Source organism: Frankia sp. AgB32 (assembly GCF_023243045.1).
Classification (GTDB): domain Bacteria; phylum Actinomycetota; class Actinomycetes; order Frankiales; family Frankiaceae; genus Frankia.
The window spans coordinates 29609-51030 of the sequence record NZ_JALKFX010000020.1 but is presented as its reverse complement, the minus strand read 5'-3'; the positions used below and the strand labels follow the sequence as shown (position 1 = coordinate 51030).

Annotated in this window: 17 protein-coding genes and 2 tRNA genes; 14 read left to right on the top strand and 5 right to left on the bottom strand. The window is 71.6% G+C overall.

All coding sequences use genetic code 11. The features are described 5' to 3' along the window. The first annotated feature begins 200 nt into the window (after positions 1–200). From ilvE to cimA, 4 genes are all read left to right on the top strand, one after another. Positions 201–1127 carry a branched-chain-amino-acid transaminase gene (ilvE, locus tag MXD60_RS08720; protein ID WP_248818488.1) on the top strand — a complete coding sequence of 309 codons (927 nt, stop codon included), beginning with the start codon at positions 201–203 and terminating at the stop codon, positions 1125–1127. A gap of 159 nt (positions 1128–1286) precedes the next feature. Then, positions 1287–1673 (top strand): CBS domain-containing protein, encoded by a 387-nt coding sequence (locus MXD60_RS08715; protein ID WP_248818487.1) that lies wholly within the window; start codon positions 1287–1289, stop codon positions 1671–1673. Positions 1674–1704: 31 nt separating this feature from the next. Continuing rightward, complete coding sequence (locus MXD60_RS08710) at positions 1705–2460, top strand: Crp/Fnr family transcriptional regulator (protein WP_368861196.1); 756 nt, start codon at positions 1705–1707, stop codon at positions 2458–2460. Positions 2461–2735: 275 nt separating this feature from the next. Then, a complete protein-coding gene (cimA, locus tag MXD60_RS08705; protein ID WP_248818486.1) occupies positions 2736–4340 on the top strand; it encodes a citramalate synthase in 1605 nt (534 codons plus the stop codon). A gap of 111 nt (positions 4341–4451) precedes the next feature. On the opposite strand, the gene MXD60_RS08700 is transcribed toward cimA, so the two are convergent. Further along, positions 4452–4715: a hypothetical protein gene (locus MXD60_RS08700; protein WP_248818485.1), complete on the bottom strand. Its 264-nt coding sequence runs from the start codon at positions 4713–4715 to the stop codon at positions 4452–4454. Positions 4716–4979: 264 nt separating this feature from the next. On the opposite strand from MXD60_RS08700, the gene MXD60_RS08695 reads away from it, so the two are divergent. The 3 genes from MXD60_RS08695 to MXD60_RS08685 all read left to right on the top strand — a co-directional run bounded on the left by MXD60_RS08695 (position 4980) and on the right by MXD60_RS08685 (position 6170). After that, positions 4980–5759 (top strand): fumarylacetoacetate hydrolase family protein, encoded by a 780-nt coding sequence (locus tag MXD60_RS08695; protein WP_248818484.1) that lies wholly within the window; start codon positions 4980–4982, stop codon positions 5757–5759. A 171-nt stretch (positions 5760–5930) separates the two neighbouring features. Then, a tRNA-Gln gene (locus tag MXD60_RS08690) sits at positions 5931–6002 on the top strand. A 92-nt stretch (positions 6003–6094) separates the two neighbouring features. Beyond that, a tRNA-Glu gene (locus MXD60_RS08685) sits at positions 6095–6170 on the top strand. A gap of 118 nt (positions 6171–6288) precedes the next feature. Here the strand turns inward: MXD60_RS08685 and MXD60_RS08680 are convergent. Continuing rightward, positions 6289–6588, bottom strand: a complete 300-nt coding sequence (locus tag MXD60_RS08680; RefSeq protein WP_248818483.1) for a hypothetical protein — start codon at positions 6586–6588, stop codon at positions 6289–6291. A gap of 186 nt (positions 6589–6774) precedes the next feature. On the opposite strand from MXD60_RS08680, the gene MXD60_RS08675 reads away from it, so the two are divergent. Next, positions 6775–8385, top strand: coding sequence for a sensor histidine kinase (locus MXD60_RS08675; RefSeq protein WP_248818482.1), 1611 nt, complete (start codon positions 6775–6777; stop codon positions 8383–8385). A 253-nt stretch (positions 8386–8638) separates the two neighbouring features. Beyond that, positions 8639–8764: a hypothetical protein gene (locus MXD60_RS28680; RefSeq protein ID WP_283098039.1), complete on the top strand. Its 126-nt coding sequence runs from the start codon at positions 8639–8641 to the stop codon at positions 8762–8764. 143 nt (positions 8765–8907) lie between these two features. Here the strand turns inward: MXD60_RS28680 and MXD60_RS08670 are convergent, their stop codons facing one another. Both MXD60_RS08670 and MXD60_RS08665 read right to left on the bottom strand, forming a co-directional pair. Continuing rightward, entirely contained in the window at positions 8908–11031 is a 2124-nt protein-coding gene (locus MXD60_RS08670; RefSeq protein ID WP_248818481.1) for a serine/threonine-protein kinase, read from the bottom strand. A 462-nt stretch (positions 11032–11493) separates the two neighbouring features. Further along, positions 11494–12204 (bottom strand): IclR family transcriptional regulator, encoded by a 711-nt coding sequence (locus MXD60_RS08665; RefSeq protein ID WP_248818480.1) that lies wholly within the window; start codon positions 12202–12204, stop codon positions 11494–11496. 120 nt (positions 12205–12324) lie between these two features. Here MXD60_RS08665 and leuC point away from each other — a divergent pair, with 120 nt between their 5' ends. The 3 genes from leuC (at position 12325) to MXD60_RS08650 (ending at position 15181) form a co-directional block, all read left to right on the top strand. Further along, positions 12325–13722, top strand: a complete 1398-nt coding sequence (gene leuC / locus MXD60_RS08660) for a 3-isopropylmalate dehydratase large subunit (protein WP_248818479.1) — start codon at positions 12325–12327, stop codon at positions 13720–13722. 122 nt (positions 13723–13844) lie between these two features. After that, a complete protein-coding gene (gene leuD, locus MXD60_RS08655) occupies positions 13845–14432 on the top strand; it encodes a 3-isopropylmalate dehydratase small subunit (protein ID WP_248818478.1) in 588 nt (195 codons plus the stop codon). 464 nt (positions 14433–14896) lie between these two features. After that, on the top strand, positions 14897–15181 hold the full coding sequence (locus MXD60_RS08650) for an HU family DNA-binding protein (RefSeq protein ID WP_163547079.1): 285 nt from the start codon (positions 14897–14899) through the stop codon (positions 15179–15181). A 21-nt stretch (positions 15182–15202) separates the two neighbouring features. On the opposite strand, the gene MXD60_RS08645 is transcribed toward MXD60_RS08650, so the two are convergent. Next, on the bottom strand, positions 15203–17416 hold the full coding sequence (locus MXD60_RS08645; RefSeq protein ID WP_248818477.1) for an RNA degradosome polyphosphate kinase: 2214 nt from the start codon (positions 17414–17416) through the stop codon (positions 15203–15205). A 344-nt stretch (positions 17417–17760) separates the two neighbouring features. Between MXD60_RS08645 and MXD60_RS08640 the strand changes: the two genes are divergently transcribed. Then, a complete protein-coding gene (locus MXD60_RS08640) occupies positions 17761–18849 on the top strand; it encodes a transglutaminase domain-containing protein (protein WP_248818476.1) in 1089 nt (362 codons plus the stop codon). A gap of 122 nt (positions 18850–18971) precedes the next feature. Beyond that, entirely contained in the window at positions 18972–21398 is a 2427-nt protein-coding gene (locus tag MXD60_RS08635; RefSeq protein ID WP_248818475.1) for a putative bifunctional diguanylate cyclase/phosphodiesterase, read from the top strand. Positions 21399–21422 lie beyond the last annotated feature (24 nt).

Sequence of the window (21422 nt, the reverse complement as noted above, 5' to 3'; positions counted from 1 at the left end):
GCGGACGCCGCTCGTTCGGGCCGCTGCCGGGGCCCGGGAGTTCGTCCATGGCTCGCCGGGGGCGAGTCGCGGTGGTTATCCTCGGTCGGGAGCCGTAGATCCGGTAGACGGCAGCCGTCGAGGCCTCACCATGGCGATGAGCGGCGCAATCGTCATCCCAGTCAGTCCGTTTGCCTCGTCGTATCGCGCTGGAGTCCGCCGTGCCGATTTCCCCGACCTCGAAGATCTGGATGAGTGGCGAGTTCGTCGACTGGGACGACGCCCGTATCCACGTCCTCAACCCGACCCTGCACTACGGCTGGGGAGTGTTCGAGGGCATCCGCGCCTACGAGACCGCGGACGGCCCCGCGGTGTTCCGGCTGACGGACCACATCGCCCGGCTGTACCGCAGCGCGAAGATCTACGTGATGGAACCGCCCTTCACCCAGGAGCAGGTGGTGGCGGCCACCAAGGAGACGATCGCGGTCAACGACATCGGCTCCTGCTACATCCGGCCGCTGGTGTACCTGGGCTACGGGGAGATGGGGCTCAACCCGCTGCCGTCGCCGGTCGAGGTGATGATCGCGGTCTGGCCGTGGGGCGCCTACCTCGGCGAGGAGGCGGAGGCCAACGGCGTCCGCGCGATGATCTCCTCCTGGAAGCGCAACGACCCGAACATCACGCCGCCGGCGGCGAAGGCGTCCGGGCAGTACCTGAACTCGTCGCTGGCCAAGGTCGCCGCGGTCAAGGCGGGCTACGACGAGGCCATCCTCACCAGCCCCAACGGCCACATCGCGGACGGCACCGGCGAGAACGTCTTCATCGTCTCCGGCCGCAAGGTCATCACGCCGCTGCTCACCGACGGCCCGCTCGGCGGCATCACCCGGGCCTCGATCATGCGCATCGCCGCCGACCAGGGGTACGAGGTGCTCGAACAGCACATCGTGCGGACCGATCTCTACCTGGCGGACGAGGCGTTCTTCACCGGTACGGCGGCGGAGATCGTGCCGATCGTGTCGGTCGACGATCGGCAGATCGGTACGGGCAAGCCGGGCCCGGTGACCCGCGAACTGTTGGAGATCTTCCACCGTGCCACCCGCGGTGAGGTGGAGCGGTACCGGTCCTGGAACGAGCTCGTCGGGAGTTAGCCGACATAGGGGGCATATCGGCGCCCGGTGTTGGACGGCGGCGTGGTCGAGGTCACATTCAGGCCACGTCGCCTTCCGTTTTCGTCTGGTCAAGCCGCCTCCTGGGGCCTACCGTCGCGGTGAATGCGTTCACGAGCGCACAAGCGTCGGGAGGGCCTCGTGCGAGTTTCGGAAGGGATGAGTTCCCTTGTTCTCATGATTGGTCCCGGTCACTCGCTCCGGCAGGCGGCGCGGCTGATGGCGGCCCGCAAGGTCGGCGCCGCGGTCGTGCGGGACGCCGACAGTGCGGGGTACGGAATCCTCACCGAGCGGGACATACTTCGTTCGCTCGCCGCGGGGCAGGATCCGGATGTCGAGACCGCGGGTGACCACCTCACCCGGGATGTCGTCTTCGCGGATCCGGCCTGGTCGTTGGATGACGCGGCGGCCGCGATGCTGCGCGGAGGGTTCCGTCACCTGATTGTCACATCGGGTGGCGACGTCGCCGGCGTCCTCAGTATGCGTGACGTTGTGCGTTGCTGGAGTGGCCGGCACGTAGCGGCGTGATGTGCGCGTGACGTTCGCAGAGGATGTTCCCGTGGCATCGTCGCTGTCGGCTCGACCCTCCTTGACGGCTGCGGCGCACGAGGAGGACCGGCGGCGCTACGGTCACCGCATGCACGACAACGAGGCGGTCGCCCTCCTCCGCGCGACCACGCTGTTGAAGGAGCTGGACGAGGAGGATCTGCTGCGGCTCGCCTCACGGGCGGTGACGCGGCGATTCCGGCGCGGGCAGGTGGTCTTCACCGAAGGCGAGCCCGCGGACACCCTGCTCGTCGTCGCCAGTGGGCGGCTGAAGATTCTCACGAAGGCGGACGACGGACGTGACCATGTCCTGAACATCGCCGGCCCGCGGGAGACGCTGGGCGAACTGAACATCGTCGAGGCGGGTACCCGCTCCGCCAGCGTCGAGGCGCTGGAGCCCAGTACGGCGCTGGTGCTCGACCGGACGGCGGTGTGGGAGCTGGTCCGGGAACGGCCGGCCGTCGCGGAGCAGCTCATCCGCGCCCTCGTCGCACACGTGCGGCGCCTCACCGGGGCAAACGCCGACCTGGTGTTCCTCGACCTGCCACGGCGAGTGGCGAAGCTGCTCCTGCTGCGGATGCGGGAGGCAGGCCGGACGGTCATCGAGCTGGGCCTCACCCAGACCGAGATCGCCTCGCTGCTCGGCGGCTCGCGGCAGTCGGTGAACCAGGCGTTGCGCGAGTTCGAGCGGCGGTCCTGGATCCTCTCGGAGGGGCAGACGATCACGATTCTGCAGGTCGATCGGCTCCGGAAGTTCGCTGGCGACTAATGGTGACGTAGTCCGCGTGTGGCCTGTTAGTGTTGCGCATGTCACAGTCGTCACATGTCCAGACTGTTACATCGTAGGCTTGCCACCCGGCGGCGAACCCGTCTCCGTCGCGCGCACCGGTCGCTGACCATGGGACCGGGCGCGTGGCGGCCCCAGGTCCTGTCCCCGCCGGAGGTCACCACCGGAACAAGATCCGGGTGCGGCCTGGCGGGCGGCGGGGCGGCTGCGGTCGACCTGGTCCCGCGGCCATCCGAGTCACCGGAGAGGTGCCCGCCGTGCGGCCATACGATCCCGATTCCCTGCACGTCTACGACTCGACCCTGCGAGACGGTACCCAGCAGGAGGGTCTGTCGCTTTCCGTCGGCGACAAGCTCGCGGTGGCCCGTCACCTTGACGATCTCGGAGTCGGCTTCATCGAGGGCGGCTGGCCGGGGTCGAACCCGAAGGACGCGGAGTTCTTCGCCCGCGCCCGCACCGAACTGACCCTGGCGACCGCCCGGCTGGCCGCTTTCGGCGCCACCCGCCGCGCCGGCCGCGTCGCCGCCGACGACCCCCAGGTCGCGGCCCTGCGCGACGCCGGGACGTCGGTGGTCTGCCTGGTCGCGAAGTCCGACCTGCGGCATGTGGAGCGCGCCCTGCGCACCGACGCCGCCGAGAACCTGGCCATGATCCGGGACACGGTCGCCTACCTGTGCCGGGAGGGCAAGCGGGTCTTCCTCGATGCCGAGCACTTCTTCGACGGCTACCGGGTCCACCCGGACTACGCCCTCGAGGTCGTCACGACAGCGGCCGAGGCGGGGGCCGAGGTCGTCGTGCTCTGCGACACCAACGGCGGCATGCTGCCCGGCCGCATCGGCGCGGTCGTCGCGGACGTGCTCGCCGCGACCGGCGCCCGGCTCGGCATCCACTGCCACAACGACGCCGACTGCGCCGTGGCGAACACCCTCGTCGCCGTCGAGGCCGGCGTGACCCACGTGCAGGGCACGGCGAACGGCTACGGCGAGCGGTGCGGCAACGCGAACCTGTTCAGCATCATCGCCGGGCTGGAGACCAAGCTTGACCGCGCCGTGCTGCCGCCGGGGCGGCTGGCGGAGATCGTCCGCGTCTCGCACGCCATCGACGAGGTGACCAACTCCGTCCCCGACCCGCATCGGCCGTACGTAGGGGCCAGCGCCTTCGCGCACAAGGCCGGTCTGCACGCCAGCGCCGTCAAGATCGACCCGGACATGTACCAGCACATCGATCCGGCCGCCGTCGGCAACGACATGCGGATGCTCGTCTCCGAACTGGCGGGCCGCGCGACCATCGAGCTGAAGGGTCGCGAACTCGGCCTGGACCTCTCGGACGAGCGCGAGGCCCTCGGCCGCGTCGTGGACCTGGTCAAGGAGCGCGAGGCGGCCGGGTTCGCCTACGAGGCCGCCGAGGCGTCGTTCGAACTGCTGCTGCGCGACGAGGTGAGCGGTCGCCAGCGCTTCTACACCCTGGAGTCCTGGCGGGTCATCGTCGAGCAGCGCCCCGACGGCGAGGTCGTCAGCGAGGCGACGGTCAAGCTCAGCTCGCACGGAGCGCGCCACGTCGCGACCGCCGAGGGCAACGGCCCCGTCCACGCGCTCGACACGGCGCTGCGCGACGCGCTGGAGAAGGCCTATCCCGGCCTGGCCGACCTCGAGCTCGTCGACTACAAGGTCCGCATCCTCGACGGCAAGCAGGGCACCGGCGCCGTCACCCGGGTGCTGGTCGGCACCACCGACGGCCGCTCCCGCTGGGACACCATCGGGGTCGACGAGAACATCATCGCCGCGTCGTGGTCCGCCCTGGAGGACGCGGTGAACTACGGGCTGCGCCGCCAGGGCGAGCGCGCGGACCCGACCGCGAGCTGAGCCCGGCCCGACGCGGCGGGCGGCGTGGCCGCTCGCCGCGTCGGGCCCGCGGACAGCCCGTCGGCTCCCGAGCCGTCCAGTCCCTGACGCGGATCAGTCCCTGGGAGCGGATCAGTCCTCCGGGATCTCCTCCCACCACTGGCACCACCAGTCGCCGCCGACGAGGACACGCAGCTTCGGGTGCCAGCAGTAGGTGATGTCCTTGTCGGTGTCGAGGTAGTACAGGCAGTTGTCACAGCGCTCGTCGCCGTTGGGCTTGCCGCGCAGGATCGCGTCCTCGGCCAGGTGGCCGAGCTTGACGCTGAGCTCCTCGTCGATCGGCTTCGGCTCGGGCGCCCCCACGTCGTACACCGGGGTCGTGTCGATCTCGCTCACCGTTCTCCTTTCCGCTGCATCCGCTTGCGTCCGGCATTCTCCGGTGAAGCACTGGCCGGGGTCCGGCCTGGGGCCGGCGGCCGGAACTCCGCTGACCCGTCCGGCGGCCGGGCGGCTGAACTGTCCGGGAATCTGGCCCGATTCTCGGCCACGGGCCGCCGTTCTGGCGAACCCGATCATGCCGGTCGCCGTAGCGGGGCGGCCGACGGCGCCGAGTGACCGGCACCGGCCAGCGTAGGTCCCGCTGACCGATACGGTCATGGGGTGCGTATCGCGAGGTTCACCGATGGAGCCGAACCGGGATTCGGCGTTGTCGAGGGTTCGGTCGAGGACGGCACGGCCGAGATCGCGGGCATCGCCCCGCATCCGTTCGGATCGTTCGCGTTCACCGGCGTGCGCCGGCCGCTCGCCGACGTCCGGCTGCTCGCCCCCGTCCTGCCCAGCAAAGTGCTCTGTGTCGGCAAGAACTACGCCGACCATGTCCGGGAGATGGGCGGTGACAGCCCGTCGCCGCAGCCGATCCTGTTCCTGAAGCCGTCGACGAGTGTGGCCGGGCCGGGCGATCCCATCGCGCTGCCCGCGGACAGCGAGCGGGTGGACTTCGAGGGCGAGCTGGCGGTCGTGATCGGCCGGCTGTGCCGGGACGTGCCGGTGGAACGGGCGTCGTCGGTGGTGCTCGGCTACACGTGCGCCAACGACGTGACCGCCCGGGACCAGCAGGAGGCGGACGGCCAGTGGACGCGGGCGAAGGGGCACGACACCTTCTGCCCCATCGGGCCCTGGATCGAGACGGATCTTGATCCGTCCGACCTGGCACTGCGGACGACGGTCGACGGCGAACTGCGGCAGAACAGCCGCACGAAGCTGTTGCTGCGGGATGTGCCGGCGCTCGTCGCGTACATGTCGGCGGCGATGACCCTGCTGCCCGGGGATGTGCTGCTGACGGGCACGCCGGCGGGAGTCGGCCCGATGCGGCCGGGACAGACCGTCGCGGTCACCGTCGATGGCATCGGCACGCTGACCAACCCGGTCGTCGCCCGCTGAGGCCGGCGCCCGCCGGGACCTGGGGGTGCGGGTGGAGGATCCGGTCGGGTGCGTCCCGTTCGTCGGGGAGCCGCGGAGGTCACCCGGATGCCGAACGGGCATCGGGGCCCCAGATGCATGGTCACTCGGCGGCATGAGGTAGAGTGGGCAGCGCCCGAACACAGGGCCCCATGGGGTATGGGGTAATTGGCAGCCCAACGGATTCTGGCTCCGTTAGTCTAGGTTCGAGTCCTGGTACCCCAGCGTACGGCTGAACGACGAAGTGCAGCTTTGCCTGACTTGACCGGCATCGTGTACACTACGATCCGTACGTCAGCACCATATGTGAAAGTCTTGGCCCCGTCGTCTAGTGGCCCAGGACGCCGCCCTCTCAAGGCGGTAGCGCCGGTTCGAATCCGGTCGGGGCTACCACGGGCTTATCCTTTATCTCCAACAGAAGATCAAAGGTATGCCTGGCTTGGTTCAGACGTCACAATGGCCCACGGAAAACTCTCCGTGGGCCATTGTCGTGTCCGCGGCCGCTGCTGGGTCAGCGGACAACGGTGAGTCTGGGCATGGCCGCCGGGTGGCGGGCCATCGTGCACTCGCGGCAGTTGCAGGAGGCGGGGCCACCCCAGCCATGGACCTCGGCCTCGGGCCCCTCGTCACCGGCCTGACCGGTCGAGACCAGGCGCAGCATCGGCCGGGCCGGCAGCGCGCGGGCGTGGGGCAGGGCGGCTTCGCCGGTGGCGTCAGCTGTCGAGGCGCCGCCGCGGGCCGCGCACGGCGGGGCGATCACGGACGCGGTCGAGGCTGTCATGGCCACTGGGGGCACGGTGTCCTCCTCCATGGGCGACCCTCCTGGGGCCACCTCGCGGACCACAGCCTGGTCGCCACACCAACGTTCGCGCCATGCTCCGATGAGCCCGGTGCCGTCTGGTGCGGATGGCCTAGTCAAACCTGGGCACTGTCGCCATGGGACACCATCCTTGACAACCATGGTGCTCCCAGGCGCCTCCGGTAGAAACTGGCGCGGATGTCCACCGTCAGTCCATCGACCCCCGACCGGGCCCGGCGTCGACACGGCAGCGCCCGCCCAGGTCGCGCGCCCCGACGCGGCTCCCGATCGCGTTCGCTGGCGTCGGTGTCGCGGCTGTCCACGGGCGCTGCGAGAGCCAGGGGGAGCGGATCCACCGGCCCGCTGCGGCGTCTTGCCACCCGCCTGCCGCAGGGGCGCGGGCTGCCGCTGGAGGACTGGACGGCGCGCCACACCCTCATGTGCCTGGTCCTGGCCATGCATCTGCCGATCATCGTCCTCTTCGCGGTCTTCCGCGGGCTGAGCCCGGAGCACGGTTTCCTGGCTGCGAGCCCGCCCGCGCTGCTGTTCGCCGCCGCGGTCGTGCCCGGCCGGCGTCGGGTCCGTGCGCTGGCCGCGAGTCTGGGCCTGCTGTGCTGCTCGGTCGTGCTGGTGCACATCTCCAACGGCCTCACCCCGATGTACTTCCACTTCTTCGTCGTCGTCGCGCTGATCGCGCTGTACGAGGAGTGGACGGTCTACCTGCTGGCGATCGCGTTCGTGTTCGTCGCGAACCTGGTGATGGGCGACATCATCGCCGCCCGTACACCGGTGATGGACAACGCGTGGCTGCTCGCCGGGCTGCACGCCGGCTTCATCTTCGCGCTGGCCTGCGCGCAGATGGTCTTCTGGCACTACAACGAGCAGTCGCGGCGACGGGTCGAGGAATACCGCCAGCAGCTTTACGAAGGCCAGCAGAGCCTGATGGCGCGGCTGGAGGAGACCGACCGCATCCGCAGCGACCTCGTCGCCACGGTGTCGCACGAGTTTCGTACGCCGCTGACCGGTATCCGCGGCAACCTGCTCACCATCAAGCGCCGGCGCAGCCGGCTCTCCGACGCCCAGCTCGACGACCTCCTCGACGCCGCGGTGAACAACTCGGACCGCCTGTCGCGGCTGCTGGAGAACATGCTGACGGCTGCCACGGCGACGGGTGCGGACGAGACCACCATCGCCGACCTGCCGGAGGTCGTTCGCCACGTCCTCGCGAGCCTGCCGTACACCAGCTCGCCGAGCAGCGTGACGGTCGACCTGCCGACCGAGCTGCCGGTGCGGATGGCGCGCCAAGCCCTCATCCAGGTGGTCGCGAACCTGGTGGACAACGCCCTGGTCCATTCCTGGCCCGGCGCGCCGGTGCGGCTGATCGCCGGCCGGGTGGGCGACGAGGTCGTGCTGCGCGTCCGCAACCCCGGTCCGGACCTGGACCCGGCCACGATTCACCAGCTCTTCGAACCCTTCACCCAACGCGACGGAACCGCGACCCGGCAGACCGACGGCGCCGGGATGGGCCTGTACGTCGTGCGGCGGCTCGTCGAGGTGCATGGCGGCCGGCTGCGGATGTCCTCGGACAACGGCGAGATCATCGTCGAGGTCGACCTGTGGGCCGCGACCGCGTCCAACTCGCCCGTCCCGGACTCGCCGCAGGCGGAGCCGGACCTGCCGGTGCCGATGCCGCTGCCGCGAAGCCTGCGGCTCGACGAGGGGCCGCCGCCCCGCCTGACCAGCGGACCGCTGGGCCGCCAGCTGCGGCGCGACGACATCCGCTCGCTGCCCATGGACAACTTCGGCTGAGCCCGGTCACGGCCAGGCGGCCCTCCGCCGGTCATCGGCGGTACCTGACAGCGCGTCGGACGCAGCCTCAGCAGGACCGGACGGCAGCATGCGTGCCCGCCGAGACTCACGTCAGGCCGACGTTGCTCGCGGGAGAGGCGGTTCCTGTCTCTTCCCCAGGGCCGCGCCCGATTTATCACTCCCGATTTATCACTGCGGAAGAGACAGGGCGCCGCCCACCAGCTTTCGTCGCTGTCGCGGCAGGGGGGCGCCGATGACGTCGCTGTCGCCGCTCAGCCGCGCGCAGCGCCGGCTGAGCGGAAAACAGGGATCCGGCGGGCCGGTCGACGCCTACATGTCCCATGGTCGCGATGTCGTGGCGCCCGTCGGGGCCGAGTGACTGTACGGTTCCGTGCCCGGCTCGTCCGTGCAGAGTGATCGTCGGGCCCTCGTCAGCCCACAAGGCCGAGTCCTCCGTGCCCTGGAACGCCAAACCGCCGCCAGGCGGAGCCGGTGGCGGCGGAGGCGATGACTGCGTCCTGGCTACTTCTTCGCGGCCGGGGCGGCCGTGGTGGGGGCCGCGGTCGGCGGCGCCGTGGTCGGGGCGGGTGCGTTGCACCTCAGGTTGAGGGTCACCGCCGTGGAGCCGCTCGGATGCCGGCCGGTGTTCGGCGAGTAGGACACCACGCTGCTCGCGTATCCGCTGGGGCAGGAACCGTTGACGAACAGGAAGCCGGCGCCGCTCAGGGTGGACTTCGCCGCCGACTCGGTCATGCCGGTGACATTGGGCACTTCCTTGCAGTCGTTGCCCTGGATCTGCAGCTTGATCGTGGTCGACTTCGCCGCGCGGCCGGTGTTCGGGCTCTGTTTCACGACCGCGTCGACGGCGCCGGCATTGTAGCAGTCGAAGGTCTTGGTGACGTTGGTGAAGCCGGCGGCCTGCAGCGTGTTGACCGCCGCGTTGAACGAGCTGCCCTCGGTGTTCGGCACGGCCGCGGTCCCGTCGTCCGTCGGCGAGGGGGACGGGCTGCTGCCCGCGGTGGGGCTGGCCGCCGGGGCGGAGGTCGGCGCCGCGCTGGCGGAGCCCGGTGAGGCGGTCGTCCTGGCGCCCGGCCGGGCCGTCGAACCGGGGCCGGGGGCCGGCCTGACGCCGGTGGCCACGCCGGGCAGGCCCAGGCCGGTGCCGTCCGACGAGGCCACCGCACTCGGATCTGTGGAGGTTCCGGTGGTGCTGGCGGCCGACAGCGAGGAGTCGGCGCCGCCGCCGGAGGCGAGGGCCCAGCCCCCGGCCCCGGCGACGAGGGCGACGACCAGCCCGGCCCCGGCGGCGATCCGGCTGCGGCGGCGACGGTCGTGGCCGCGCGAACCTCCGGCGCCGCCGGCCGCGCTGCCCGAACCGGGCTGCCTGCTGGCGGGGATCGCGGACATCACCGTGTTGGTGTCGGCGGCAGGGCCACCCGAGCGCGCCGGTACCCGCACGGCGGGGCTCATCCCGGTCGGCGCGTCGGCGCTCCAGTCCGCCCGGCCACCGCCGGCCGCCGGAGCGATCATGGTGTGTTCGTCGCCGCCGCTCCAGCCGCCTGACTTGGTACCCACCGCTGTCAGGCTGCCGGCGACCTGGGTGTGTTCCATGTCGTTCCAGGCACCGCCGGCCGCGCCGACGCCGGCCGCGCCGACACCGGCCGCAGCGGCGACGGGCCGCGGGACGCGCTGGGTACCGGTGGGTGCCTGCGCTGAGCGGGTGGCGGTCCGACGCTGGTGGGCGCCGGTCATCTCGGCGTCCTCCCGGTCCCGGCGGGTGACGATCATGGCAGTCTGCTCGTGCGCGCCGAGGGTGCCGGCGCCCGCATCGCGCATCGCGGTCGTGAGCGCCTCGTCAAGCTCGTCCGCCGCGTCGGCGGCACTGGTGGGCCGTGCCCGGGGGGACTTCGCCAGCATGCGGGCCAGCACGTCCCAGACCGGCTGGGGCACCCCGGAGATGGGCTGGGGCTCCTCCTCGCGGTGCAGCCGCAGCAGCTCCACGGGGTTCGTCGAGTCGAACGGCGGCGAACCGGCGAGCACCTCGTACAGCACGACGCCGGCCGAGTAGACGTCGGCGGCGGGAGTCGGCGGCGCCCCGGAGCCGAGCTCCGGCGCCATGTACAGGGGGGTGCCGACCGGTCCGGTGGCGTGCGCGGGGGAGGCACCGACCACGCGGGCGATACCGAAGTCCGTGAGCCGGACGATCGGACGGTCGGGATCGGCCGGGTCGATGAGGATGTTCTCCGGTTTGACGTCGCGGTGCACGATCCCGGCGGCATGCACGCTGTCGAGCGCCCAGAGCGTGCCGATCGCGAACCCGACGGCCTCCTCGGCCGGCCGGGGGCCGAACTCCCGCAGGTGCGCCCGAAGGTCGGGGCCGTCCACGAGGTCCATCACGATCGCCAGGGTGTCCGGTTCGCGGACGAGGTCCCGGACCGCGACGAGGCTGGGGCTGTCGAGGTCGACGAGCAGGTCCCACTCGCGCAGGAAACGCTCGACGATCTGCGGGTCGTCGGCGAGTTCCCGACGCAGCACCTTGATGGCCACCGGGGCGCCGTCGGAGACTCGGGCTGCTCGCCACACCTGGCCGGTCGTGCCCTGCCCGAGCACCTCGTGCAGCACATACCGCGAACCCAGTTTGCGCACCCCGCCTGCCTCTCCTGGCGCCGCCCGTGGCGGTCGTACCTACGACAGCGCCGCAGCGGGCGGGAGTCGCCCGGGCGCGGAGCCCGGAGAGATACCTGGACCGGTGGTCCTGGCGTACCGGTGACGATTTCGTCTGCCCGCTGGATGGCAATGACCCGGTCGGATCATCCGGTTACCTCTCCGATCATCCGAGACGGACGACTCGAACAGGCTACGACGTAATCGGTTCTCGTTCCGTGCCGGGGGAGACGGCCGGTGCCGAACGGCGGTAGGACCTCCCATGGAGGTAGCCCGCAACACACGCGCTCGTGGGGCCCGGACGGGGCACTCACTTCGACCAAAAATGCTGAACAACAGGATTAAATGGGACGCGGCGTCTCCGCGAGGGCATCACCCGGACAGGGGGCGACCGCGGGGCCGCTCCGATCTCCGGTGGTCGCGGGTTGACGACTGGTGGTGTGTTCAGTCGACCGTCGATGTCGTCGACAGGCGCGCCGCCGCGGCGAGCACGGCGGCGCCGTGGCGCTGACCGGGCGAGCGGGTGAGCCGTTCCAGGGGACCGGACAGCGACACCGCCGCGATGACCGTTCCGGCTTCGCCGCGTACCGGCGCGGACACCGAGGCCAGACCGGTCTCCCGCTCGCCGACGCTTTCCGCCCAGCCCCGCTCGCGTACCCGCGCGAGGGTCGCGGCGTCGAAGGGCGCGTCGGCGAGCAGCGCCGGTTCGGCCGCTGCCGCGAAGGCCAGCAGCACCTGGGCGCCGGAGCCGGCGGTCATCGGCAGCGCGTCGCCGACCGGGACCGTGTCGCGCAGTCCGGTGGCCCGTTCGGACGCGGCGACGCACAGGCGCAGCGCGCCGCGCCGCACGTAGAGCTGCGCGCTCTCGCCGGTCACCTCGCGCAGGTCGGTGAGGACGCGGTCCGCCCGGTCCAACAACGCCCAGGGCAGCGGGATCGAGACGGACGCGGCCAGCCTCGGCCCGGGCGCGAACCTGCCGTCGCCGTCGCGCGCGACGAGGTGGTGGACCTCGAGCGCGCTGGCGAGCCGGTGTGCGGTGGCCCGGCTCAGGCCGGTGCGGGAGACGAGGTCCGCGAGCGACACCGGCCCCTGCTCGACGGCGGCGAGGACCAGTGCCGCCTTGTCAAGGACGCCTACGCCGCTACTCTGTTTCATGGATTGATACTGCCATCCTATAATCTGGGATGACAACAATGATGATGGCCATAGCGATGACGAACACAGCGACGCCGACTACGCCGACGCGGCGTCGGCGCGGAGGAGAGTAGGGCTGCCATGGGGCGCACACTCGCGGAGAAGGTCTGGGACGCCCATGTGGTGCGGCGGGCCGAGGGCGAACCGGACCTGCTGTACATCGACCTGCACCTGGTGCACGAGGTCACCTCGCCGCAGGCGTTCGAGGCGCTGCGGCTCGCCGGCCGGCCGGTGCGCCGGCCCGACCTGACCGTCGCCACCGAGGACCACAACGTCCCGACGACCAACACGCTGGCGCCGATCGCCGACCCGGTGTCGGCGGCGCAGGTCGAGGCGCTGCGGAAGAACTGCGCCGAGTTCGGCGTGAAGCTCTTCCCGATGAACGACCCCGGTCAGGGCATCGTGCACGTCGTGGGCCCGCAGCTGGGCCTGTCCCAGCCCGGAATGACGATCGTCTGCGGCGACAGCCACACCTCCACCCACGGTGCCTTCGGCGCGCTGGCCTTCGGCATCGGCACGAGCCAGGTCGAGCACGTGCTGGCGACCCAGACCCTGCCGCAGCGCCGCCCGAGGACGATGGCGGTGACGGTCGAGGGCGACCTGCCCGTCGGCGTCACCGCGAAGGACCTGATCCTGGCGATCATCGCCAGGATCGGCACCGGCGGGGGCGCGGGCCACATCATCGAGTACCGCGGCGCGGCGATCCGGGGCCTGTCCATGGAAGGCCGGATGACCGTCTGCAACATGTCGATCGAGGCCGGCGCGCGGGCCGGGATGATCGCTCCCGACGACACCACCTTCGAGTACCTCGCCGGCCGGGAGCGGGTCGCGACCGGTCCGGCGTGGGACGAGGCGGTCGCCTACTGGCGAACGCTCGCCTCCGACCCGGACGCGGAGTTCGACCACGAGGTCGTCATCGACGCGGCGAGCCTCACCCCGTACGTGACCTGGGGGACCAACCCCGGCCAGGCGGCGCCGCTGGGCTCGCTCGTGCCCACGCCCAGCGACTACGCCAACCCGGCCGCGCAGGCCTCGGCGGAGCGCGCCCTGGCCTACATGGGGCTGACGGCGGGCACCCCACTCACCGAGGTCGCCGTCGACACGGTGTTCATCGGTTCCTGCACGAACGGCCGGCTGTCCGACCTGCGTGCCGCGGCCGACGTGCTGCGGGGGCGCCAGGTCGCGGGGGACGTGCGGGTCCTGGTCGTGCCCGGCTCGATGCAGGTCAAGGCGCAGGCTGAGGCGGAGGGGCTGGACCAGGTGTTCGAGGCGGCCGGAGCGCAGTGGCGCAGCGCCGGCTGCTCGATGTGCCTGGGCATGAACCCGGACACGCTGTCGCCTGGCGAGCGCAGCGCGTCGACGTCGAACCGCAACTTCGAGGGGCGCCAGGGTCAGGGCGGGCGGACCCACCTCGTCTCGCCGCAGGTCGCCGCCGCCACCGCGATCACCGGCCGGCTGACCGCCCCGGCGGACCTGTAGCCACCGGAGCACCGTCCCGGCCTACTCCGGACACCTCCCGTCGGCCCGCCGCGGCCGGGCGGGGCTGTCACGACCGTCGGCGTCGTCTCGCCGACCTTCACGCAGAGGGGAGCGTTTCCGCGATGGAGGCGTTCACGATCCACACCGGTCGGGCCGTGCCGCTGCGCCGCAGCGACGTGGACACCGACCAGATCATTCCGAGTGACTGGCTCAAGCGCATCGAGCGCACCGGCTTCGGCGCCGGCCTGTTCTCCCAGTGGCGGACCGACGAGAGCTTCGTGCTCAACAACCCGGCCTACGCCGGCGCGTCGATCCTGCTCGCCGGACCGGACTTCGGTACCGGCTCGTCGCGCGAGCACGCGGTCTGGGCATTGCAGGACTACGGCTTCCGCGCGGTGATCTCAGCGCGGTTCGCGGACATCTTCCGCGGCAACGCGCTGGGCAACGGGCTGCTGCCCGTCCAGCTTCCCGCGGAGACGGTGGAGAGCCTGCAGTCCGCCGTGGAGCAGGACCCGACCGTCGAGATCACCGTTGATCTCGACGCGCGAGAGGTGCGGGGCGCGGGCGTGGCGGCCGCGTTCGAGCTCGACGACTTCACCCGCTGGCGGCTCATGGAGGGCCTGGACGACGTCGGTCTGACCCTGCGCCACGAAGAGATGATCACTGGTTTCGAGGGCGCTCGGCCGGGCTGGCTGCCGACCACGGTCTAGCGGCGGGGCTGTCGTGTGTGCCACTCCCGCGTGTCCCCTGCCGGGATCTCGGCGCCAATGTGACGCAATTCATATCTGGTGCCGAGACCCGGGCGAGGCCTCGGGTTGGCCGGTTGGAAGGCGCCGCTGCCGCGGTGTTCGATCATCGCGCGAGGCGTCCGGGTGGCTACTTAGCAGAGCTGGGCTCGCAATGACGGCGGCGGCCGGCGACCAAACCGTGACATTGAGCCCAAGTAGTTGGGCACCTGCCGCTACTCAAAGTGATGAATCTGCCGGATGGCCGACGTGCGCCGTACAGGGCGCATCCCGCCGCCCACTGGCGCGAACCCGATGACGTGCGCGTTTGTGTGACGCGACACGGTCGTGGGAATTGCCCTCGCCAGTGGAGATGCCTACGGTGCAGCGCAGTGTGATGCCCGATCTGCTCCCCACCCCGCAAGCCGCGGGGGCGCCCGGAGGTAGTTGTGAACAAGTCCCAGTTGGTTGACCGCATCGCCCAGCAGATCGAGGGCGGACGGTCCAATGCCACCAAGGCGGTCGACGCCGTGTTCGACGCGATCCAGGAGGCCGTCGCCAGCGGCGAGAAGGTGACCATCACCGGATTCGGCGTCTTCGAGCGGGTCGAGCGGGCCGCCCGCACCGGTCGCAACCCCGCGACCGGTGAGCCCGTGCACGTCGCGGCGTCCGTCGTGCCGAAGTTTCGGCCCGGCTCGGAGTTCAAGTCGAGCGTGTCCGCCAGCAGCGACTGACCGACGGTGCGGGCGCCGGGCCTACCGGTGCCCGCGCCGGACGGCCTGCGCCATGAGTTCGTGCTGGTGGTCCGACAGCCGGGCGTCCTCGGCCCCGGTCGTGTGCCGCTCCCACCGGCCGTCGGAGTGGAGCACCCAGCCCGACACCTCGTCGGAGAACGCGTCATCCAGCATCTGGCGCAGGCCGCCGCGGTCCTGCGGGTTCCCGACGCGGACCAGCGCCTCGATCCGCCGGTCCAGGTTGCGGTGCATCATGTCGGCGCTGCCGATCCAGAACTCGTCCACGGACGCGAACTCGAGCACCCGGCTGTGTTCGAGGAAGCGGCCCAGGATCGACCGGACGTGGACGGTCTCGGACAGGCCGGGGACGCCGGGCCGCAGCGCGCAGATGCCGCGGACCAGGCAGTGGACCGGTACGCCGGCCATGGAGGCGCGGTAGAGGGCGTCGATGACCTGTTCGTCGACCAGGCTGTTCACCTTGAGGCGGATGCCGCACGGCTTGCCCTCGGCCGCGGCCCGCGCCTCGGCGCTGATGCGCTCCAGGATGCCGTCCCGCATGTGCTGGGGCGCGACGAGCAGCGAGCGGTACTCGGTCTGCCGGCTGTAGCCGGTCAGCACGTTGAACAGGTCGGTGAGGTCCGCGCCGACCTCCGGGTCGGCGGTGAGCAGGCCGAGGTCCTCGTAGAGCCTGGCCGTCTTGGGGTTGTAGTTGCCGGTCCCGACGTGGCAGTACCGCCGCAGCCCACCCCGCTCCTGGCGCACCACCAGGCAGGTCTTGCAGTGCGTCTTGAGCCCGATCAGGCCGTAGACGACGTGGCAGCCCGCCCGTTCCAGCTCGCGTGCCCAGCGGATGTTGGCGCTCTCGTCGAACCTGGCCTTGATCTCGACGAGGACGACCACCTGCTTGCCCGCCTCGGCCGCGGCGACGAGCGCGTCGACGATCGGCGAGTCGCCCGAGGTGCGGTAGAGCGTCTGCTTGATGGCGAGCACCGCCGGGTCGGCCGCGGCCTGCTCGATGAACCGCTGCACCGAGGTCGTGAACGAGTCGTACGGATGGTGGACGAGGACGTCGCCCTCGCGCAGCACGCTGAAGAAGTCCGGTGCCTCGCCGTCCTCGGCCGTCAGCCGCGGATGGGTCACCGGGACCCGGGGCGCGTCCTTCAGCTCGGGCCGGTCGAGGCCGTAGAGCGCCCACAGCGCCGACAGGTCGAGCATGCCGGTGACCCGGTGCACCTCGCGTTCGGTCACCTCGAGCTCGCGCATCAGCATCACGAGCAGGTCAGCGTCGATGTCGTCATCGACCTCGAGCCGTACCGCCGGGCCGAAGCGCCGGCGGGCCAGCTCCCGCTCCAGCGCCTGCAGCAGGTCCTCCGCCTCGTCCTCCTCGACCTCGAGGTCGGCGTTGCGGGTGACCCGGAACAGGTGCGAGTTGATCACTTCCATGCCGGGGAAGAGCTGGTCGAGATGGGCGGCGATGATCTCTTCGAGGGGCACGAAGCAGGCGCTCGGCGCGACGCCCCCACCCGCCCGGTCATCCTGACCCGCGCCGTCGTCGTCGACCGGCTCCACGTCGACCTGCACGAGCCGCGGCACGTTCTGCGGCACCTTCACCCGGGCGAAGCGGTCATCCTCCCCGCCGGGCTCGCGCACCTGCACGGCGAGGTTGAGGGACAGCCCGCTGATGTACGGGAAGGGGTGCGCGGGGTCGACCGCCAGCGGGGTGAGAACAGGGAAGATCTGCTCGTGGAAGTAGTCGTGCAGGCGCTCCCGCTGGGAATCGCTGAGCTGCGACCAGAAACGGATGCTGATGCCGGCGTGCGCGAGGGACGGCACGACCTCGTCGGTGAAGCAGCGGGAGTGCCGCTCCGTCAGCGCCACGGCGGCCTGGCTGATGAGCGCGAGCTGTTCGCGTGGGCTCAGGCCGTCGGCCGAGCGCATCGCGAGCCCGGTTGCCTCCCGCCGCATCAGCCCGGCGACCCGGACCATGTAGAACTCGTCCAGGTTGCTCGCGAAGATGGCGAGGAACTTGGCCCGTTCCAGCAGTGGGGTGGCGACGTCCTCGGCGAGCGCGAGCACCCGGGCGTTGAAATCCAGCCAGGAGGCTTCCCGGTTGATGAACCGGTCGGCGGGCAGGTCGGACGGTTCGGGCGGGCGGGGCGCCTCGAGTGGTTCGAGCAGGCCGCTACGGGCCTTCCGCTGAGGCTGTTCAGGTCGGGTCGCCACCAGCTCGCTCATGACACTGATGGTGCCAGTCGCAGAGCAACTCGGCACCGCGACCCGATACGCCAGAAGACCCCTTTCGGTCCCAGAGGGCGGAAGGTTGTGACAAGTTGGTCCGTCAACTAGCACGTATAGCGACTATCCTGCTGCTCGCTGTTCATCCCTGCGGGGCGGGGGGGTAGGGCGTTAACGGCAGCGAAACAGCATGAGGCGAAGATCGGCAGTGTGCTGGAAACATCGGGGGTCACCTTGTGCGGACCGTGGCGTTCGGTCGCGGCGGTCACGGTGCGGACAGCTCCTCGACCGGTGTCCGAATTCACATCTCTGGCGGTGATCGCGCGGGCTTGGGGGGATGATCGGTGAGGGTCGTCGAGGTGCTCGAATCGGGCGACGCGGCGACGCTGCTGCCACCGTCGGAGCCCGAGCTGAGCTCCGACGACCTGGCCGGGTTGCCGGCGGGCGCGCGGGTGGCTTATCGCATCAGCCAGCTCTACCGGTACTCCTACGACGGGGATGCCACCGATCTGGTGCACCGGCTCGTCGTCGTGCCGCCCGGCCGCCACGGTGACCAGACGTTGCGGGCCGCGCGGCTCGCCACCTCCGCCGATGCCGCCCGGACGGTCTGCGCCCGGAGCGTCGACGGCCACCGGGTGGTGACGGTGCACCTGTCCCAGGTGCCGCCCGCGTTGGAGTTCCAGGTCGACGTCGCCGTCGAGCGGATCGGCGGTGCCGGCCGGCCCTGGCTTCGGGCCACCGCGCTGGGGAGTCGACGGTTGCTGGATGCCACGCCGCTGACCGCCCCGGACGCCGCCCTCACCGCGGCGGCCCGCTCGCTCGCCACCGACGATCCGCTTCTCACCGCGCGCCGTTTCTGCGCCTGGGCGAACAGCCGGATCCGCTACGTTCCCGGCAGTACCGACGTGTCGACCACCGCGGCCCAGGCCCTCGCCGGGGGCACCGGGGTTTGTCAGGACCAGGCGCACGTCATGCTCGCCCTGTGCCGGGCGGCGGGAGTGCCCGCGCGGTACGCGATGGGCCATCTCGTCGGTGACGGTCCGCCGCACGCGTGGGTCGAGGTGATCATGGCCGACGGTGTCGCGGGTCGGATCGGGGCGCCGGCCGCGCCCGCCGAGCCCGGCTCGGCCGCGGGACAGCCCGGCGCCGTCGCGGTGGCCTTCGATCCCTGCCACGACCGGCTCGTCGACCTGCGGTACGTCACGGTCGCCGTCGGGCGGGACTACGACGATGTCGCCGCCACCTCCGGTCGCTACACCGGCGCCGGGCAGGGAACCCTGCATGCCAGCCAGGTCGTCACCGCCGTCGAGGTGCGACCGCCCGCGTCGGCTCCGCCGCGGGCGAGCCCGCGTCGAGGCATCACGGCGCCCGAGGAGACCGCGCGGCACGCGGCGCATCAACCTACTCTTTGTGATAGAGCCATCACGCGCTAGGTTGACGAGGGGGTGTCAACCCCGCCGTTGATGACTTTTAGCGATTTGATCGGCCGTTTCCGTTGTGCTCGAGGATCCTTCTGTCCCAGGCGGCCGACGCACGGGGGAGGAGGGCGGGACGAGTGACGCTCGTCGACGCCGCCACGATCGTCGCCGGGCTCGCCGCGACGCTGAGCTGTGTCTGGGCCGGCCATCGCCTCGACCGCGCCCGGGGTCGCTGGCTGATCTGGCTCTCGCTGGCGCTGTCGTCCTGGACGGTGGCGCAGGTGGCCGGGGTGCTCCACCGTTGGGAACGGGCCTCGGCCGGCCGCCGCACGATCGCCGAGGTCGGCTATCTCGCCGATGCCGGCCAGTTCGCCATGCCCGTCCTCGCGCTGGTGGCCCTGGCGGCCGTGCCGGCGAGTCGGGCCCGGCGCTCCAGGGACCGCGCGACAGTGCTCGCTGCGGCTGTCGCGGCGCCGGCCGGGTCGGCCGCCGGTCGGCGGGGGCGGGACGATCCGCGCCGGCACCTTACCGCCGGCCCGCGGCCGGCCGCGCCGGCGGGCCTGGTCGGTGTGGCCGACTGGGGCGGCAGGTTCCGCGCCGCGCGCGGGCTGCCCGGACTACCCGTCCTCGCCCTCGACGAGATGATCCTCGCCGGTTCGTTGTTCCTGCTGACCTGGTCGGGCCTGCTGGCCGGGCTCGGGAGCACGGATCTCGACGGATCCCTGGGCAGGTCCGCCACCGGTCACCTGGTGGCGGTGGCGCATGTGCTGGCGGTCCTCGTGATGGTGCTCGCGGTCCTGCACGTCGCGGGCTTCCGGCAGCCCGTGGACCTGCCGGCCGTGGTCGCCGCCGGCACGGGGCTCGTCTTCCTCGCCCTCGTCGGGCTCCTGTGCACCCATCTCGGTGACGGCGGTGACGGCGAGGCCGGATCGGTGAGCGGCTCCGCGGCCGTGGTCGGCGCACTGCTCGTCGTGCTCGCCGCGGTCAGGGCCGGCTGGGCGGGACAGGGCCGCCGCGCGGACGACCCCGACCCGCGCGCCGAACTCGCCGCGTGGTTGCGACTCGCCGCCCCCTACCTGGCGGTGGCCGGGGTGGCGGCGTTCCTGCTCGGCCGGTCCCGCGGCGGGATCGCGCTGGATCCCGTCGAGATCGCGGTGGGCGCGGTGCTGGTCGCCGCCGTGTTCATCCGGCAGATGCTGGCGCTGCGGGCGAACCAGCGGCTCGCGACCGTGCTCGGTGACACCGAACGCGAGACGCGGCACTGGATCTCCCACGATCCCCTCACCGAACTCGCCAACCGGGGGCTGTTCCACCAGCGTCTCGCCACCGCCCTGGCCGCGAGCCGTCACGACGGTCGCGACGTCGCGGTCGTGTACTGCGACCTCGACGACTTCCGGGTCATCAACGACAGCCTCGGCCATGCGGCTGGCGATCATCTGTTGCGCGCCGTCGGTCAGCGGCTGCGACACTGCGTGCGCACCACGGACACCGTCGCGCGACTCGGTTCCGACGAGTTCGCGCTGCTGCTCGACGGCGGCCAGGAACTCCCCGAACAGGTCGCCGAGCGGGTACTCACCGCCCTTCGACAGCCGGTGGCCGTCGGAGGCCACCACTGGCCGGTGCGGGCGAGCGTGGGACTGGTGGTCGCCGGCCGAACCCAGGTGACCACCGAGGCGCTGCTGCGGCGGGCCGACACCGCGCTGCACGCGGCGAAGCAGACCGGCAAGAACCGCCTGGTCGTCTACCGGCCCGGACTGGGCGCGACGCCAGGCGCGCAGCTCGTCGCCGGCACCCACCTCGCCGACGCCCTCGCGACCGCCCTGCGCCGGGGCGGCTGGTCCGCCGGCTTCGCCGTGCACTACCAGCCCATCGTGCGCCTGCGTGACCGCGTGCCCGTCGCCCTGGAGGCGCTCGCGCGGTGGACCGCCCCCGGGCGGGGCCCGGTACCGCCTGGCACCTTCGTGGCGGCGGCCGAGAGCAGCGGCATCGTCGGCACCCTCGACGACATGATCCTCGGCCAGGCCTGCGCCGAGATCGCGGTGGCCTACCCCGATTCCGCGCTGCGCCTGCACGTCAACGTCTCCGCCAGCCGGGTCGCGGACACGACGCTGCTGGACAGCGTCGCCCGGGCGCTGGCCACCAGCCGGCTCGACCCGCGCCGGCTCGTCGTCGAGATCACCGAAACCAGCCGGCTCAACGACCTGGACGGCGCGCGCGAGGTGCTCGAGGAGGTACGCGCGCTGGGCGTCGCCGTGGCCCTCGACGACGTCGGCGCGGGACACAGCACCCTCGCGGCCCTGCACCTGTTGCCCGTCGACGTGGTCAAGCTGGACCGGACACTGCTCGAACCACCGCCGGACGGCGGCCGGGTGGTGGCGCTGCGCCGATCGATGATCAATCTCGCGCACGCCCTCGGCGCCGTCGTCGTGGCGGAGGGGATCGAGCGCGAGGGACAGATCGCGGAGTTGGCGGAACTCGGCTGCGAGCTCGGCCAGGGCTTCCTGTTCGCCCGCCCCGGCCCGCTGCCGACACCGTTCACGGGCAGTCCCCGGGCCGGCGACTGACGGACGCGTCTCCGCGGCCCGCCG

What these genes read in the sequence shown, in the direction of transcription:
- MXD60_RS08665 (WP_248818480.1), bottom strand. Translation starts at nt 12,204, where the DNA reads ATGAAACAGAGTAGCGGCGTAGGCGTCCTTGACAAGGCGGCACTGGTC.
- leuC (WP_248818479.1), top strand. Translation starts at nt 12,325, where the DNA reads ATGGGGCGCACACTCGCGGAGAAGGTCTGGGACGCCCATGTGGTGCGG.
- MXD60_RS08675 (WP_248818482.1), top strand. Translation starts at nt 6,775, where the DNA reads ATGTCCACCGTCAGTCCATCGACCCCCGACCGGGCCCGGCGTCGACAC.
- MXD60_RS28680 (WP_283098039.1), top strand. Translation starts at nt 8,639, where the DNA reads ATGACGTCGCTGTCGCCGCTCAGCCGCGCGCAGCGCCGGCTGAGCGGA.
- MXD60_RS08680 (WP_248818483.1), bottom strand. Translation starts at nt 6,588, where the DNA reads ATGGAGGAGGACACCGTGCCCCCAGTGGCCATGACAGCCTCGACCGCG.
- MXD60_RS08645 (WP_248818477.1), bottom strand. Translation starts at nt 17,416, where the DNA reads ATGAGCGAGCTGGTGGCGACCCGACCTGAACAGCCTCAGCGGAAGGCC.
- leuD (WP_248818478.1), top strand. Translation starts at nt 13,845, where the DNA reads ATGGAGGCGTTCACGATCCACACCGGTCGGGCCGTGCCGCTGCGCCGC.